At 58.7% G+C, this 16,000-nt stretch carries 14 protein-coding genes and 1 riboswitch; of the genes, 9 read left to right on the plus strand and 5 right to left on the minus strand.

All coding sequences use genetic code 11. From position 1 onward, the window contains the following. Positions 1-3 precede the first annotated feature (3 nt). On the plus strand, positions 4-1,140 hold the full coding sequence (gene nspC, locus WCY31_RS05880) for a carboxynorspermidine decarboxylase (protein WP_345973642.1): 1,137 nt from the start codon (positions 4-6) through the stop codon (positions 1,138-1,140). Positions 1,141-1,163: 23 nt separating this feature from the next. Here nspC and WCY31_RS05885 read toward each other — a convergent pair whose 3' ends face one another. The 5 genes from WCY31_RS05885 to WCY31_RS05905 form a co-directional block, all read right to left on the minus strand. After that, positions 1,164-2,381, minus strand: a complete 1,218-nt coding sequence (locus WCY31_RS05885) for an HD-GYP domain-containing protein (protein WP_345973644.1) — start codon at positions 2,379-2,381, stop codon at positions 1,164-1,166. A 110-nt stretch (positions 2,382-2,491) separates the two neighbouring features. Beyond that, positions 2,492-3,883 (minus strand): Do family serine endopeptidase, encoded by a 1,392-nt coding sequence (locus WCY31_RS05890; protein WP_345971369.1) that lies wholly within the window; start codon positions 3,881-3,883, stop codon positions 2,492-2,494. 68 nt (positions 3,884-3,951) lie between these two features. Continuing rightward, positions 3,952-4,158 carry a hypothetical protein gene (locus WCY31_RS05895; protein WP_345971370.1) on the minus strand — a complete coding sequence of 69 codons (207 nt, stop codon included), beginning with the start codon at positions 4,156-4,158 and terminating at the stop codon, positions 3,952-3,954. Between the two features lie 92 nt (positions 4,159-4,250). Further along, on the minus strand, positions 4,251-5,186 hold the full coding sequence (gene pdxA, locus WCY31_RS05900; RefSeq protein ID WP_345973645.1) for a 4-hydroxythreonine-4-phosphate dehydrogenase: 936 nt from the start codon (positions 5,184-5,186) through the stop codon (positions 4,251-4,253). Next, positions 5,183-5,965: a pyridoxine 5'-phosphate synthase gene (locus WCY31_RS05905; RefSeq protein ID WP_345973763.1), complete on the minus strand. Its 783-nt coding sequence runs from the start codon at positions 5,963-5,965 to the stop codon at positions 5,183-5,185. Before WCY31_RS05905 ends, pdxA begins: the two co-directional genes overlap by 4 nt. A 244-nt stretch (positions 5,966-6,209) precedes the next feature. Continuing rightward, positions 6,210-6,308: riboswitch (guanidine-I (ykkC/yxkD leader) on the plus strand. A gap of 47 nt (positions 6,309-6,355) precedes the next feature. Here WCY31_RS05905 and WCY31_RS05910 point away from each other — a divergent pair. From WCY31_RS05910 to uca, 8 genes are all read left to right on the plus strand, one after another. Then, on the plus strand, positions 6,356-7,426 hold the full coding sequence (locus WCY31_RS05910) for a putative urea ABC transporter substrate-binding protein (protein WP_345971372.1): 1,071 nt from the start codon (positions 6,356-6,358) through the stop codon (positions 7,424-7,426). A gap of 9 nt (positions 7,427-7,435) precedes the next feature. Beyond that, positions 7,436-8,260 carry an ABC transporter permease gene (locus WCY31_RS05915; RefSeq protein WP_345973647.1) on the plus strand — a complete coding sequence of 275 codons (825 nt, stop codon included), beginning with the start codon at positions 7,436-7,438 and terminating at the stop codon, positions 8,258-8,260. Continuing rightward, positions 8,257-9,021, plus strand: coding sequence for an ABC transporter ATP-binding protein (locus WCY31_RS05920; RefSeq protein WP_345971374.1), 765 nt, complete (start codon positions 8,257-8,259; stop codon positions 9,019-9,021). The genes WCY31_RS05915 and WCY31_RS05920 overlap by 4 nt, the downstream gene beginning before the upstream one ends. Before the next feature lie 92 nt (positions 9,022-9,113). Further along, positions 9,114-9,851, plus strand: coding sequence for an urea amidolyase associated protein UAAP1 (locus WCY31_RS05925; protein ID WP_345971375.1), 738 nt, complete (start codon positions 9,114-9,116; stop codon positions 9,849-9,851). A gap of 10 nt (positions 9,852-9,861) precedes the next feature. After that, complete coding sequence (locus WCY31_RS05930) at positions 9,862-10,482, plus strand: urea amidolyase associated protein UAAP2 (RefSeq protein ID WP_231021152.1); 621 nt, start codon at positions 9,862-9,864, stop codon at positions 10,480-10,482. A 4-nt stretch (positions 10,483-10,486) separates the two neighbouring features. Beyond that, positions 10,487-11,500: a fatty acid desaturase gene (locus WCY31_RS05935; RefSeq protein ID WP_345973649.1), complete on the plus strand. Its 1,014-nt coding sequence runs from the start codon at positions 10,487-10,489 to the stop codon at positions 11,498-11,500. A gap of 11 nt (positions 11,501-11,511) precedes the next feature. Further along, positions 11,512-12,294 carry an N-acyl homoserine lactonase family protein gene (locus WCY31_RS05940; RefSeq protein WP_345973651.1) on the plus strand — a complete coding sequence of 261 codons (783 nt, stop codon included), beginning with the start codon at positions 11,512-11,514 and terminating at the stop codon, positions 12,292-12,294. A gap of 95 nt (positions 12,295-12,389) precedes the next feature. Beyond that, complete coding sequence (uca, locus tag WCY31_RS05945) at positions 12,390-15,992, plus strand: urea carboxylase (protein ID WP_345973652.1); 3,603 nt, start codon at positions 12,390-12,392, stop codon at positions 15,990-15,992. Positions 15,993-16,000 lie beyond the last annotated feature (8 nt).

Here is a 16,000-nt window from a genome sequence, read left to right on the forward strand (position 1 = left end):
ACGATGAAAAAGTATTATGACGTTGAAACACCGGTTTATATTTGTGAAGAGGCGCGTCTGGCATCGAACCTCGCGCTGCTCGATCGCGTCCAGCGCGAGAGCGGCGCGAAGATCATCCTGGCGCTCAAAGGCTTTGCGATGTGGTCGACGTTCGACCTCGTCGGACGTTATTTGCAGGGGTGCACCGCCAGCGGCCTGCATGAGGCGAAGCTGGCGCGGGAGAAGATGAATAAAGAGGTGCATACCTACTCCCCCGCCTATAAAGAGCGGGATATCGATGAGATCGCAGCGATCTCCGACCATATCGTCTTCAACTCCCCGGACCAGCTGGCGCGTTTTTATGATCGTGTCAAAAGCGTCAATCCGGGCCTCTCCGTCTCCCTGCGCGTCAACCCGGAGTACTCCTCGTCGCCGGTCGACCTCTACAACCCCTGCGGGCTTTACAGCCGTCTGGGAACGACGGCGGCCAATTTTGACGCGGCCCAGCTTCCAAAACTCGACGGGCTGAATTTTCATGCGCTTTGCGAACAGAACGTCGATGCCCTTGAAGGGGTCCTCGAAGCCTTCGAAGCGAAGTTTGGTGCCTACATCGACGGGCTCGAGTACATCAATTTCGGCGGGGGGCACCACATTACCCGCGCCGATTACGACGTCGAGCGCCTGATCGAGGTGATACGCGCTTTCCGCGAGCGCCATAAGGGGATCACCGTCTACCTGGAACCGGGTGAAGCGGTCGGCTGGCAGACCGGTCCGCTGGTCGCGACGGTGCTCGACATCGTGCATAACGGGATGGACATCGCCATCCTCGACATCTCCGCCGAGGCGCATATGCCTGACACACTGGCCATGCCGTACCGCGCCGAGGTGCGCGATGCTGCCGAGACCGGGGAAAAACCTCATACCTACCGTCTCGGTGGCAATACCTGTCTGGCGGGCGATATCATGGGAGACTACGCCTTCGATGCGCCGCTGCAAGTAGGGGACCAGATCGTCTTCGAAGACCAGATCCACTACACCTTCGTCAAAAACACGGCCTTCAACGGTGTGCAGCTTCCTTCACTGGCCATACTGCGGCAAAACGGACAGATGGAGATCATCAAGCGGTTCGGCTACGAAACCTACCGCGATCGTCTCTCCTGACCGATTTCTTACCCTGAAGGGCATCATAGCCTGTTGATGTAGGGTTCGACCTCTTTTTGCAGCATCGCTTCGAGCTCCTTTTCGCTCCGCTGCAGCGTCTCGCGGTAGATCCCGGGCACGATGCGAATGAACACTGCGACGATGGCGGGATCGAAGTGGGTACCGGAATGGCTTTTGATGTAGTCGAGGGAGGCCTCGAGCGTCATGGGCGCTTTATAGGGGCGGCGTGAGCTCAGGGCGTCAAAGACGTCGGCGACGCTGAAGATGCGCGCTTCCAGGGGGATCGCCTCTCCGCGCAGGCCGTGGGGATAACCGCTGCCGTCATACTTCTCATGGTGGCCGGCGATCACGCTCCCGGCGTTGGAAAGCCAGGTGACATGGCTGACGATTTCCAGCCCTTTCTCGACATGGCTTTTCATTAGCTCGAACTCATCGGCGGTCAATTTGCCCGCTTTTAACAAAATTGCGTCCGGAATGCCGATTTTGCCGATATCGTGGAGATAGGCGCCGAGGATGATATTGGCAATGTGCTTTTGACCGCAGCACTGCAGCGCCTCGGCAAGTCTCAGCGTATAGAGTGTGACACGGTAACTGTGGCTCGACGTGCCGCTGTCACGCTGGGCGACGGCGCTGCCGAGGGCGGAAACGGTCCCGAAATAGCTGCGGATCAGCTCACTGTTTTTGAGGCGAAGCTGCCGATAATAGAAGAGGATCATCGGAAAAAGGGCGAGGGCAAATACCGCGCCGGTCGCGAGCACAAGCCAGAGCGCGTTGGCATAATGCTCACGCATGCGCCGGATGATGCCCTCGTCGACGGGCAGCACGCCGCGGAAGGCTCTGACGACATGCCGCCCGAACGGGTTCTTGATTTCGGTAGGTCCGGTTGCAAAAACAAGATAGGGGGAGTGGGCATGTTCGATCAACGTAAAATGTTCTTCGCCGCTGACCGGCAGTTCAGGCAGGGGAGTACCCTGCCGAATCGACGGCCATTCTCCAGAGGCGAAAGTGTGCAGCAGGCGCCCTTTCCCGTCATAGGCCTCGAGATAGGGGATCTGCATGCTGTGCAGCACTTCACGCATCTCTTCACTGACCGTTTCGGCTTCATCCATCGTCAGGTGTGCACGTACCTGCGTCATGACGTCCGCGAAGAGCTGACTGACATAATCTTCCATCCGTGAATGGTGCTGTTGGTACACCGTGGCAAACATGATGCCGATGACAATGAGATAAGCGGTAATCATGCGTAACGTGAACGAGAGGAGCATAGTGGCATCTCCGGTACAGTGTGTCAACCTCTATTGTAACGCATCAGGGTACCGGATCCCAATGCCCGGGATCACCGGGGCAGCGCTTAGGGAAGGGCGACGACGTAGACTTGCCCTTTGCGGTAGACGTAGACACGCTTGATTTTCCCTTTGGCGTTTTTGTGCGCTTTGACCAGGGAGGCGATGTCGGTGACGGGGGTGTTTTCCAGCTGGACAATGATGTCTCCGGGCCGGATACCCTGCATCGCCGCATCGCTCTCGGCGTCGACTTCGGTGACAAGGACCCCCTCGACGTCATCGGGTATCCGCAGGCGGTAACGCTGCTGCGCGTCGATGTTCTGCAGGCTCACCCCTTCAAAGACGGCGTCGGCGTCGTTCGTGTCGTGTTCGCCCAGGTCGGTCAGATTGACATAGACGCTGTCGGTGTCGCCGTCGCGTTCATAGGTGATTTTGACACGGCTTCCGGGACGGTACATCCCGACCCTGTTCTTCAGGTCGGCGGCGTTGCGGATCGGGTCGCCGTCGACGGCGATTATGAGGTCGCCCCGTTTCAGTCCCGCCTTTGCCGCCGGCGAATCGACAACGATATCGTTGAGCAGGGCACCCTGCTCATGCTTGTACAGCGACTGCAGCTCTTTGGTCATATTGCCGATGCTGACGCCGAGGTAGCCCCGCGTGACGCTGCCGTCCTCGATCAGTTTCTTGGCAATGCTTTTGACCATATCGACCTCGATGGCAAAGCCGATCCCGTTGTTGCCGCCGCTGCGGGTGATAATGGCGGAGTTGATGCCGATCAGCGCCCCGCGGCTGTCGACCAGGGCCCCGCCGGAGTTCCCGGGATTGATGGAGGCATCGGTCTGGATGAAGTTCTCGTACTCATTGATCCCGATGCCGCTTTTATGCTGGGCCGAAACGATGCCCTGCGAGACGCTGAGGCCGACACCGAAGGGGTTGCCGATCGCAAAGACGATATCCCCGATCTGGAGCTCGGCGGAGCTGCCCATCCGGATCGGCGTCAGCCCCTCCGCGTCGATTCGGATAACGGCGATATCCGATTTGGGGTCACTACCGACAAGCTTGGCGCGGTACTCCTTTTGGGAATCCGGCAGTTTGACCATGATGGTGTCGGCATCTTCGACGACATGATTATTGGTGACGATGTAGCCGTCCTTGGTAACGATGACACCGGAACCGAGGCTCTGGCGGTGGGGATTGGGATTGTAGCGCCGTCCGAAGAACTGTTCAAAGAACGGGTGCATCTGTTCCATGTACTTCTGGGAGCGCGTCTGTTTCGATGAGATGTAGACGATGGATGCCTTCGCCCGCTCGACGGCAGGACTGAATGAGAGCACCTCGTTGGGACCGTTGGGCATCACCCTCTTGGTCACCGGAGGCATTTCGTCAAAGGTGACGGCCGCGGCCTGGAGGGTCAACACGGCGGAAAGAATGGAACTGAGTAGTAGGTATCTTCTGGGCATCGATCATCCTTTGAAAAGTGGAATAACCCAGTATAGAACGCGCTATTTAATCGTGTGTAAACAGTGTGCTACTCGTAGCGGAACAGGTCGGAGTCGCTGTAGGTGGAGTCTTCCGAGATATAGGCGTCGGGATGGGCGTCAAGAATTTTTTTCGCCTCTTCCGTGCTGGTGCATTTTCCCAGAAGCTCCTCGTACTCGAAGGGGCCGCTGGCCAGATTGATCCGCTTGCGCTGCTTGATAATGTAGATATGCTGTTTGACTTTTTCCGTTCCCATCAGTCAACCCTAAAATAGTTTGGTATAGATAGATTCTAGTGTGAAAATGTCAATTTAATATCACAAATAATTATAAAATAAATGAAAGTTTTCTAGAGGAGTCTCAGTGCGGTATCCACGGCATTGCGGTAACTGTTGAGGCGTGCTTTGCCGCGGTAGGCGATGTCGAACGCGGTGCCGTGGTCGACGGAAGTACGGATAATGGGAAGGTTCAGCGAGATGTTGACACTTTCGTCGAAATAGAGGGCCTTGAGGGGCGCGAGCCCCTGGTCGTGATACATGGCCACAATGTGACGGTGCACGGAACGGAAGGTCGGCGTAAAGGCGGCATCGGGAACGACCGGCCCGAAAAAGGGGCGTCCGTCGCACTTGAACCCTTTTGAGGCGATCGTGTCGTTGGCCAGGTCAATGGCCGCTTCGATCTCCCGCTCTTCATCACCGAGTACGCCGTTGTCCCCGGCATGGGGATTGAGCCCAAGCACGGCCATGTCATCGAAGCCGGTGGCCCGGTAGAGGTCGACGAGAAAACGGGCGAGGGCGTTGCGTTCGATCTTCGCCGGTACCTCTTTGAGCGGAACGTGTTCGGTAAAGAGCGCGACATAAAGCTGGCTGCACCCCAGCATCATGATCGCTTCCTGCTCGAAATGATCACGCAGCAGGTCGGTGTGACCTTTGTAGGTGATGCCCGCCTGCATCCACGCCTCTTTGTGGATCGGGAGAGTGACGATGGCATCCGTTTCGCCCGCTTCGGTCAGCGCGATCGCCTTGACAAAGGAGGCGTGGCTGTAGCGCCCGGCATCGGCGGTGACGCATCCGGGCTTGATGGCGACGGGGAGCCCCAGAGGGACCATGGTGAAATCGTCGGGCAGCTGCATGCCCAGCAGGGATGCCGCCTCGGCCATGACCTCGGGGTCGACGCAGTAATAGGGGCGGCAGACGTCGGCAATCTGAGGATGGGTCCGCAGGGCGATCTCCGGGCCGACCCCGTTCGGATCACCGATGCTGACGGCGAGGCGCGGCAGGCTCATCGGACGAGCAGCGCTTTCATATCGCGCACTGCAGCGGCAAGCCCGGAGAAGACGGAGCGTGCGACAATGCTCTGGCCGATATTGAGCTCCGTGATCTCTGCAATGGCCCTGATGGCCTGTACGTTGTGGTAGTTGAGTCCGTGGCCCGCGGCGATTTCGAGGCCGATGGAATGGGCGTGTTCCGCGCTCTGGCGCAGGGCGTCGACGGCGGCTTCGAGGCGGCGCTGCAGGTCGTCGCGCGGCAGTTCGAGGTCGGGGATGCTGTGGCGGGTATAGGGGAGGGCGGAGTGAAGCATCGCATAGATATTGGCGTAGGTTCCCGTGTGGAGTTCCACCATTTCCGCTTCCAGGGCTTTGGACTGTTCCATAATGTGCGCGGAGGGATCGACGAAGAGCGATACGGGGATCCCGGCATCGTGAAGCTGGTCGATCGCATCGGAGACGGCGGTGCTTTGGCCGATGACGTCAAGCCCGCCTTCGGTGGTCACCTCTTCGCGGTTTTCCGGCACAAGCGTGGCGCGGTGGGGACGGAGTTCGCAGACGATGTCGATGATCGACTGGTTGATGGAGCACTCCAGGTTGACCGGCAGCGGCGAGGAGGCGATGATCTTCTGGGCGTCCTCGTCGTGAATGTGGCGGCGGTCTTCGCGGAGGTGGATGGTGATCTGGTCCGCGCCGTTCTGCGCACAGAGGGCGAGGGCCATCAGCGGGTCGGGATCATTGATGCGGCGCGCTTCGCGCAGTACGGCGATATGGTCGATATTGACGCCGAGCTGGATGGGACGGTGATCCTGGGGCATGCAACTCCTTCTCTGCTCTCTCAATGGTCATGAAATTATACCCATATTAACAGATAAAATCGGTAAAAAGGATTTGGCCGTTTTCGCGCATTGAACACGAAAGTTGTGACTGTTTTTAATGGTGATTATTTTTTAACCACCAAACTTCTTCACCTGTTTGATAAAAATGTTATACTGACACCCAGAAAGCATGTCACGAGGTTGTTTAACCTCACCACTGTCTACAATAGGCGGCTAGGGTTCCGGCGGGTTACCGTGTCTGGTCCGAGAGCCGTCGACCTCTTGAGTAGGGGTTACACGGAGGGATAAAAGCCCGGGAGGTTACAACCTCTTGGCGTGTTTATTCCATTACCTACTCAGGAGATTTACATGAAATCTATTTTCAAATCTACCTCAAAACTCTTAGTTGCCGCTACGCTGGTCATGGGCCTTGGTGCCTCTTCGCTGATGGCGGAAGTCAAAGATAAGTTTCAGGTCTCCTGGACGATCTATGTCGGATGGATGCCCTGGGATTACGCCCAGCAAAAAGGGATCATCGACAAGTGGGCCAAAAAATACGGCATCGAGATCGAGATGGTCCAGGTCAACGACTACATCGAATCAATCAACCAATATACTGCAGGAAAATTTGACGGCTGTCTCATGACGAACATGGACGCCCTCACTATTCCGGCTGCCGGCGGCGTTGACTCTACGGCGGTCATCATGGGTGACTACTCCAACGGGAACGACGGTATCCTCCTCAAAAACAAGAAAAAACTTTCCGACATCAAAGGCCAGACGGTCAACCTCGTCGAACTCTCTGTCTCACACTACCTGCTGGCGCGTGCGCTTGAAACGGTTGGCCTGAGCGAGAAAGACGTCAAGGTCCTCAACACATCCGACGCCGACATGGTCGCGGCATGGGGGACGAAAGACGTTACGGCGATGACGACATGGAATCCGCAGCTCAGCGAGATCATGGCCAACAATAAAGATGCGAACCTTGTCTTCGACTCCAGCAAGACGCCGGGCGAGATCATCGATATGCTCGTCATCAACACTGAAACGCTCAAAGACAACCCGAAACTGGCCAAGGCACTGACCGGTGCATGGTTTGAAACGATGGCACTGATGAAAAAGGGCGACGAAGCGGCCCTGACTTTTATGGCGCAGGCTTCCGGTACGGACCTCGCGGGGTACAAGAGCCAGCTTGACTCCACGATGATGTTCTACGAGCCCGCTGACCTGCTGACGTTCACAACCAGCGACGCCATTCCGGCGACGATGAAAAAAGTCAGCGAATTCTCCTTTGATCACGGCATCCTCGGTGAAGGTGCTCCTGACGCCGAGTTCATCGGTATGGCGTTCCCGGGCGGTAAAACGTTCGGTGATCCGAAAAACATCAAGCTTCGCTTCGACGACACCTACGTCAAAATGGCAGCCGAAGGGAAACTGTAAGGTCCTCTCATGAAACGTTTAATGAACCTCAGACCGTCGAAGCCGTCCCTCTTTTTCCTGGGGCTGCTGCCGTTTGTGCTGATCGTGCTCCTCTACCTGGGAGCGTCGGAAGTCCGTCTGGCGGAAAATCCGAACGACAAACTGCTGCCCTCCATGAGCAGCTTTGCCGAAGCCATCGACCGTATGGCGTTTGAACCGAGCAAGCGTACCGGCGAATACCTCTTCGCCCGGGATACGGTTGCCTCACTCGAGCGTCTCGGCCTCGGCGTGCTCATCAGTGCGGTGCTTGCGCTGCTGATGGGGATCCCGCTGGGGTTCATTCCCTTCGTTCGTGCGGGCCTTTCGCCCTTCGTCGCGGCCTTTTCCATGGTGCCGCCAATGGCTATTTTGCCCATCTTATTCATTATCTTCGGTATGGGTGAGCTGGCTAAAGTAGCACTGATCGTCATCGGGGTGACCCCGCTGATCGTCCGCGACCTGCAGCAGCGGGTCATGGAGATTCCTGCGGAGCAGCTGATCAAGGCACAGACCCTGGGCGGATCGTCCTGGACGATCGTCCTGCGCGTCGTGCTGCCGCAGATCTTTCCGCGCCTGCTTGATGCGGTGCGCCTCACCATGGGGACGGCGTGGATCTTCCTGATCTCCGCCGAAGCGATTTCGGCCACCGAAGGGCTGGGGTACCGGATCTTCCTGGTACGCCGCTATCTGTCGATGGATGTGATCCTGCCGTATGTCGCCTGGATCACCTTCCTCGCCTTTTTGTTTGATTATCTGCTCAAGCGATTCACTTACAAGGTGTTCCCGTGGTATGACGCAGGAAAGGAGCAGTCATGAGCCTCGTCACCGTCAAAAACCTCTGGAAAGAGTACGGCGACAACGTCGTGCTGGAAAACCTGAACCTGAACATCGAAGCGGGGGAATTCTGTACGCTCGTCGGACCGTCGGGCTGCGGGAAAACGACCTTTCTGAAGATGCTGCTGGGGCAGGAGAACCCGACCCGCGGCACCTTTTTGCTTGATGGGAAGCCTTTCCCGGAAGAGCCGGGTGTCGACCGCGGGATCGTCTTCCAGCGTTACTCGGTCTTTTCGCACCTGAGCGTGCTGAAAAACGTCATGCTCGGGATCGAGTTTGACCAGTCGCCGCTGATGGGGCGCCTTTTCGGCCAGGCCCGCAAGGCGGCGGAAGCCGAAGCGATGGCTATGCTTGAAGCCGTCGGCCTGGGCGACGCGGCGCACAAGTACCCCAGCGAGCTCTCCGGGGGGATGCAGCAGCGTCTCTCCATCGCGCAGTCTCTGGTGAAAAAGCCGAAGATCCTGCTGCTGGACGAACCCTTCGGAGCCCTCGACCCGGGGATCCGCGCCGACATGCACGCGCTGATCCTCGACCTGTGGGAGAAGAACAACCTCACCGTCGTTATGGTGACCCATGACCTCCACGAGGGATTCTACCTGGGAACGCGGCTGCTGGTCTTCGACAAGGTTCGTCACGATCCGCATGCACCCAACGCCTACGGGGCGCGCATCACCTACGACATCCCCGTCGGGGATACGCGCGAATCCGTACTCGAAGAGATCGATAAAACCATCAAGGTTTGATCCAATCCCGGAAGAGCAGATCTTCCAGTGCCGCAGGACGACTTGCGGCATCATGACGCGCGGGACGGCCCGAAAACTTTGAAGGAGAAACAGTGATTACTGAACACAAAAACCTGAAACCAGAATCCATCATCCTCGACGAGGTGCTCCCGGGCGGTGCACGCTGGTCGAAGATCATCAAGCGCGGCGACAAGATCCGCATCACGACCAAGGACGGGCTGGGCACCCTCAGCGCGATGTTCTACAACGCCGACAACACCTCGGAGCGTTTCAACTCTGCCGACACGGTCAAACTTCAGCATAATGCCTACTTCTGCAAAGGGCGGGTTTTCTATTCCGAGCAGGGCCGCGTTCTGCTTTCCATTACGGAAGATACGACCGAGGGGCTTTTTGATGCCATCGGCGGGATCAGCAACCCGCGCCTTGTCGCGAAAAACTTCGGCGAAGGCGATTTCGAACATATCCGCAACCGCTACTACAAAAGCGACCGGGAGAACTTCCTCGTCGAACTCGGCAAATACGGCATGGGAAAACGCGACATGCTTCAGGCGGTCAACTTCTTCAGACGTGTCGACGTCAAAGAGGGCAACAAGCTGGCGCTTTCGGAAAAGCGGCCGCAGCCGGAGAGCTACATCGAACTGCGTGCGGAGATGAACGTCCTGCTGGTACTCTCCAACACGCCGCATGTCATGGAAACGGGAACGTACAACCCGAGCGACGTCCAGCTGACGCTGTTCAAAGCGGCCCCGGTCACCGAAGATGATTACTGCATGAACTTCAGTATCCAGTCCCAACGTGCGTTCAAGAACAACGCACGCTACTTTGCCTGAGGAGCGCGTGATGAAAAGAGATATCGAAACAGCCGTATACAACCACAAACTGCCGGCCGGCGTGCCATGGAGCTACGTCGTGAAAAAAGGCCAGACGCTGCGTATCGTCGACCTTGAAGGGTGCCAGGCCGTCGACACGCTTTTTTACAATGCCAATGATCATGAAGAGCGCTACTCGGCCAACGATACGATCCGCGAGCAGGGAAGCATCTTCGTCACGACGGGCACCCAGCTGATCTCCACCGACGACAATGTCATGATGACGATCACCGACGATACCTGCGGCAATCACGATACCCTAGGTGGGCACTGCTCTGCGGAGAGCAACACCGTACGTTACGGCCACGATACGAAGTACATGCACAGCTGCCGTGACAACTACCTTTTCGAGATCGGTGAACGGGAAATGGATCCGCGGGACCTCACGAACAACATCAACTTCTTCATGAACGTGCCGATCGAGGAGAACGGTTTCCTGATCATCGTCGACGGTATCTCCAAGCCGGGCGACTATGTCGACATGAAAGCCGAGATGGACACACTGGTGCTGATCTCGAACTGTCCGCAGCTCAACAACCCGTGCAACGCGTTCAACCCGTCGCCGATTCAGCTGGTCATCTGGGACGACTGAGACGATGAAAAAGGCGACACGGCTTCTGCGCTTCGAAGATGCATGGCTGCCGAACCTGGCGGCATGGACCTATATGCTGAGTGCCTACGTGGGCGGATTTGCCGCCATCCTGGCCGATTCCTTGTGGCTGAACGCGGCAGGGGTACTCCTGCTGGCGCACGGTATGGTCATCGCCGCCTATTTCATTCACGAGTGTGCCCACGATTCGCTCTTCAGGCTGCCGATCAACAACCACCGCTTCGGAGAGGCACTGCTCTGGATCTGCGGCGCGTCGTACAGTGATTACGAGGCGATACGTCTGAAGCATGTCCGCCACCACTTGGATCGTGCCGACGTCGTTTCGTTCGATTTCCGTACCCGCCTGCTGCACTATCCGAAACTGCTCAAGACGATCCAGGTACTGGAGTGGTTCTACATCCCGGCCCTTGAGATCATGATGCACGCCCTGGTCGTGGTTCTGCCGTTTGTCAAAGAGAGCCGCCGCTATCTGCGCCGCCGCGTCGTTACGGTACTGCTGCTGCGTATCGCTTTCTTTGGCGCACTGGCCTCGATTTCGCTGAAGGTGCTGCTGCTTTACCCGCTGGCGTACATGATTTTCCTGACGGTCATGCGTTTCATGGACGTGCACCAGCACACCTATGATGTGCATGAAACATTGGACTTTTCGCGCGAAGCGCAAGTAAAACAGTATGACCGCGCCTTCGAATCGCGCAACACCTATTCGAACCTGATCTCAGAGAAATACCCGTGGCTGAACCTGCTGGTCCTCAATTTCGCGTACCACAACGTTCACCACGACCAGCAGATCCAGCCGTGGTACCGGCTGCCGGGGCTGCATGCCAAGCTCTACGGCGAGGACAGGACGCAGGTGCTGATGTTCTCTGACCTGGCGCGCAGCTACCACCGCTACCGTGTCGCGCGGGTCCTCAACGGGGACCCGGCCGACCTTGACGTCAAGCACGATGCAGGCCGCACCTTTATCGGGGTGGACGGCGTCTCGTTCCTGACGGCGCACTGAAGGAGTCCAACATGACACAGGTAAAGAAGTTCTGGCCCATCCTGACGGGAACCCACCGTTACGAGAAGACGCTCTCAACCCGCAACCACGGGGCGGGAGTGATCATCGACGCCCCGATCCTGGCTTACCTGATCGAGACGTCCAACGGCCGTATCCTTTACGATGTGGGATGCGACTACACGAAGATCGCCGACCCGGTTCTGCGCAAGCAGTTCTACGAGCACGAGGGCTTTCCCTTCGGCCCGCCGCAGATGACCGAGGAACAGCGTCTGCCCAACCGTCTGGCGGAGCTGGGGCTGCAGAAGGAAGACATCGACGTCGTCTTCTGCGGGCATCTGCATTTCGACCACGCCGGCGGGGTCTGCGAATTCTGCGGTGCGGAAGTGCACGTGCATGAAAAAGAGCTCGAGGCGGCGCGGGAGCCGGCGGACGAAGCCTACTTCAAAGAGGACTTCGACTGTCCGGTGAACTGGCGCGTTTACACGGGTGAATACGACCTCGTCCCCGGCGTCCGCGCCATCGAGACGCCGGGCCATACGGCCGGCCACATGTCAATGATGATCGAGCTGCCCAAGGGCTCCCCGATCCTCCTTGCCGGCGACGCGGCGGACCTGCGGGAGAACCTGGAGCGGGAGATCGCGCCGGGGCTCTGCTACCGCGACGACGAAACGCAGGCGCTGGAGAGCATCCGCAAGCTCAAACGGCTCGCCCTTGAAACGGGCGCGGATCTGTGGCCCAACCACGACATGGCCTTTTTCGAGAGCAAGAACCGCTTTCCGAAATTTTTCGAATAACGCCGGGAAGAGCGTTTCTTCCAGTGCCTCGGGACGGCCTGCGGCATTCAGACGACCGGGACGGCCCGAAAAGTACTATTTTTAAGGACCTGAAAATGTTTAGCAAAGTTTTGATCGCCAACCGCGGAGAGATCGCCTGCCGCGTCATCCGTACGCTCAAGAAGATGGGCATAGGCTCCGTCGCCGTCTATACCGGCGCTGATACCGACTCCCTGCATGTCAGCCTCGCTGACGAAGCCTACTATATCGGCCACGGTGTGGCTTCCGAAAGCTATCTCGATGCGGCAAAGATCCTTGACATTGCAAAACAGAGCGGTGCCGAAGCGGTGCACCCGGGCTACGGCTTCCTGAGCGAAAACGCGGCGTTTGCCAGCGCCTGCGAGGCGGCCGGGATCGCCTTTATCGGTCCGCGTACGGAGCATATGGAGAAGTTCGGCCTCAAGCACACGGCCCGTGCCCTGGCCGAGGCGAACAACGTCCCCCTCCTGCCGGGCTCCTCGCTGCTGGCCGACCTGGACGAAGCGAAAAGTGAAGCGGTGCGCATCGGCTACCCGGTCATGCTTAAAAGTACCGCCGGCGGCGGTGGGATCGGTATGCAGCTCTGTTTTGACGAAGCGCAGCTGCTGAGTGCCTATGACTCCGTCAAGCGCCTCAGCGAAAACAACTTCTCCGACGGCGGGATGTTCCTGGAAAAATACGTCGCACATGCTCGCCACATCGAAGTGCAGGTCTTCGGGGACGGTGAGGGCTTCGTGGCGACCCTGGGCGACCGCGACTGTTCCGTCCAGCGCCGCAACCAGAAGGTGATCGAGGAGACTCCGGCCCCTTTGATCTCGGATGAGACGCGCGAAGCGCTCTACACGGCCGCCAGAGACCTGACGGCTTCCGTCGCCTACCGCTCCGCCGGGACGGTCGAGTTCGTCTACGACACTGACAGCGGCGCGTTCTATTTCCTTGAGGTCAATACCCGCCTGCAGGTCGAGCACGGCATTACCGAAGAGGTGACAGGTGTCGACCTCGTCGAATGGATGATCCGCACGGCCGCCGGCGAGAACCCGGCGCTTTACAACTACGTCCACGCCCCGCAGGGCCACGCCATCCAGGTGCGTGTCTACGCCGAAGACCCGATGAAAAACTTCCAGCCCAGCTCAGGGGTCCTGACGAACGTCGCCTTCGCCGATGGGATCCGCTGCGACACCTTCATTGAAACGGGCCTCGAGGTTTCATCCTTCTACGACCCGATGATCGCCAAGCTCATCGTCAAGGGCAGCGACCGCAGCGACGCGCTTGCCAAGATCGGCAGCGCCATCGCACAGACCCGCATCGACGGCATCGAGACGAACCTCCGCTACCTCGGGGCCATCGTCGCCTCCGATGTTTTCGAACAGGGCAAACAGACGACGAAGTACCTTGACGGCTTCAGCTTTACGCCAAACAGTATCGACGTGCTGCGCCCGGGAACACAGACGACGATCCAGGACTACCCGGGCCGCAGCGGCTACTGGGACATCGGCGTTCCGCCGTCAGGTCCTTTCGACGGCTTCAGCTTCCGCTATGCCAACCGCCTCGTGGGTAACAGCGAAGCGGCGGCGGGCCTCGAGATTGCCATCGCCGGGCCGACGCTGCGCTTCAATACCGACAGCGTCGTCGCGCTCTGCGGCGCGCAGATTGACGCCTCTATAGACAACGAGCCGGTGGGCATGAACGAAGCGCTTGCGGTCAAGGCCGGCAGCGTGCTTAAACTGAAAAAGATCCATAACGAGGGGTTTAGAACCTACCTCGCCGTCCGCGGCGGATTCGATGTCCCCGAGTACCTCGGCAGCCGCTCGACCTTTACACTGGGTCAGTTCGGCGGCCATGCAGGGCGCACCCTTGTTCCCGGCGACGTCCTGCACATCGACACGATGACGGAGAACGACGCCGCAACCGTACCGGCTACGCCGCGCCACGGATATGAGAACCGCTGGGAGATCGGCGTGCTTTACGGACCGCACGGCGCCCCGGATTTCTTCACCGACGAGGACATCGAGACCTTCTTCAAGACGGAGTGGGAGATCCACTACAACTCCAACCGCACCGGCGTACGCCTGATCGGCCCCAAACCGCAGTGGGCGCGTACGGACGGCGGCGAAGCGGGGCTGCATCCCTCCAACATCCATGATAACGCCTACGCGATCGGCGCCGTGGACTTTACCGGCGACATGCCGGTCATCCTCGGCCCCGACGGTCCGAGCCTCGGCGGTTTCGTCTGCCCGGTCACCATCGTCAGTGCCGAGCTGTGGAAGATGGGCCAGCTTCGCGCGGGGGACAAAGTGAAATTCGTCCCGGTGGAGCATGATACGGCGATGGAGATGCTCAAAGCGCAGGAGGAGGCGATCGCTACGCTCTGCACCTATGACGAGCGTCCTTTCCTCGACCCCAAACCGATCGGTTCGCCGATCCTTTTCGCCGATGAAGCGAAGGGAGACCTTCCAGCGATGGTTATCCGCCAGTCCGGTGACGCGAACCTCCTCGTCGAGTACGGCGAGATGCAGCTTGACATCGAACTGCGCTTCCGCGCCCACGTGCTGATGGAGGCGATGAAAGAAGAGTCCTTCGAGGGCGTCACGGACATCACCCCGGGTATCCGCTCGCTGCAGGTGCATTTCGACCCGAAAGCCTGCGACCGCGCGGCGCTGATCGAGCGCCTGAAAGAGATCGAGCTGACCCTGCCGTCCATCGACGACATCGAGGTACCGGCCCGCGTCGTACACCTGCCACTCTCCTGGGACGACGAGTCGACCCGCGTCGCCATCGACAAGTATATGAAAACGGTCCGTCCCGATGCACCGTGGTGTCCTTCGAACATCGAGTTCATCCGTCGCATTAACGGTCTGGACTCCATCGACGAGGTCAAGAAGATCGTCTTCGGTGCCAACTACCTCGTCATGGGGCTGGGGGACGTCTACCTCGGTGCGCCGGTTGCGACACCGCTCGACCCGCGCCACCGCCTGGTCACGACCAAATACAACCCGGCGCGGACCTGGACCCCGGAAAACGCCGTCGGCATCGGCGGGGCCTATATGTGTGTCTACGGCATGGAAGGTCCCGGCGGCTACCAGTTCGTCGGTAGGACGGTGCAGATGTGGAACCGCCACCGTCAGACGGCGGATTTTAAAGAGGGCAAGCCGTGGCTGCTGCGCTTCTTCGACCAGATCAAGTTCTACGAGGTCAGCGCCGAGGAGCTGCACAAGATGCGCGAGGATTTCCCCCGCGGCCGCATGAAGCTCGAAGTCGAAGAGACGACTTTCAGCCTCAAAGCGTACAAGGATTTCCTGAGCGAGAACGAGGCGAGTATCAAAGCCTTCAAAACGACGCAGCAGAACGCCTTTGACGAAGAGCGCGCCATGTGGGAACGCACGGGCTTGGCGAACTTCACCAGCGAGAGCGGCGAAGTGAAAGCGGAGACGATGGAGGTGATCGCGCTTGGCGAACACGACGAAGCGGTCGAATCCCCGGTACAGGGAAGCCTCTGGAAGGTGATGGCGAAACTCGGCGACACGGTCGAAGAGGGCGAAGTACTGGCCATCGCCGAATCGATGAAGATGGAAGTCGACATTGAAGCCCCCGAAGCGGGCAAGATCGTCAAGGTGCTCTGCCACGAGGGCGAGAGCGTGCACGCGGGCAAGATGCTCTTCGTCATCGAACCGCAGGAGTAGGATGGATC

The sequence above is a fragment of the Sulfurimonas sp. HSL3-1 genome, from assembly GCF_039645995.1.
Lineage (GTDB): Bacteria > Campylobacterota > Campylobacteria > Campylobacterales > Sulfurimonadaceae > Thiomicrolovo > Thiomicrolovo diazotrophicus.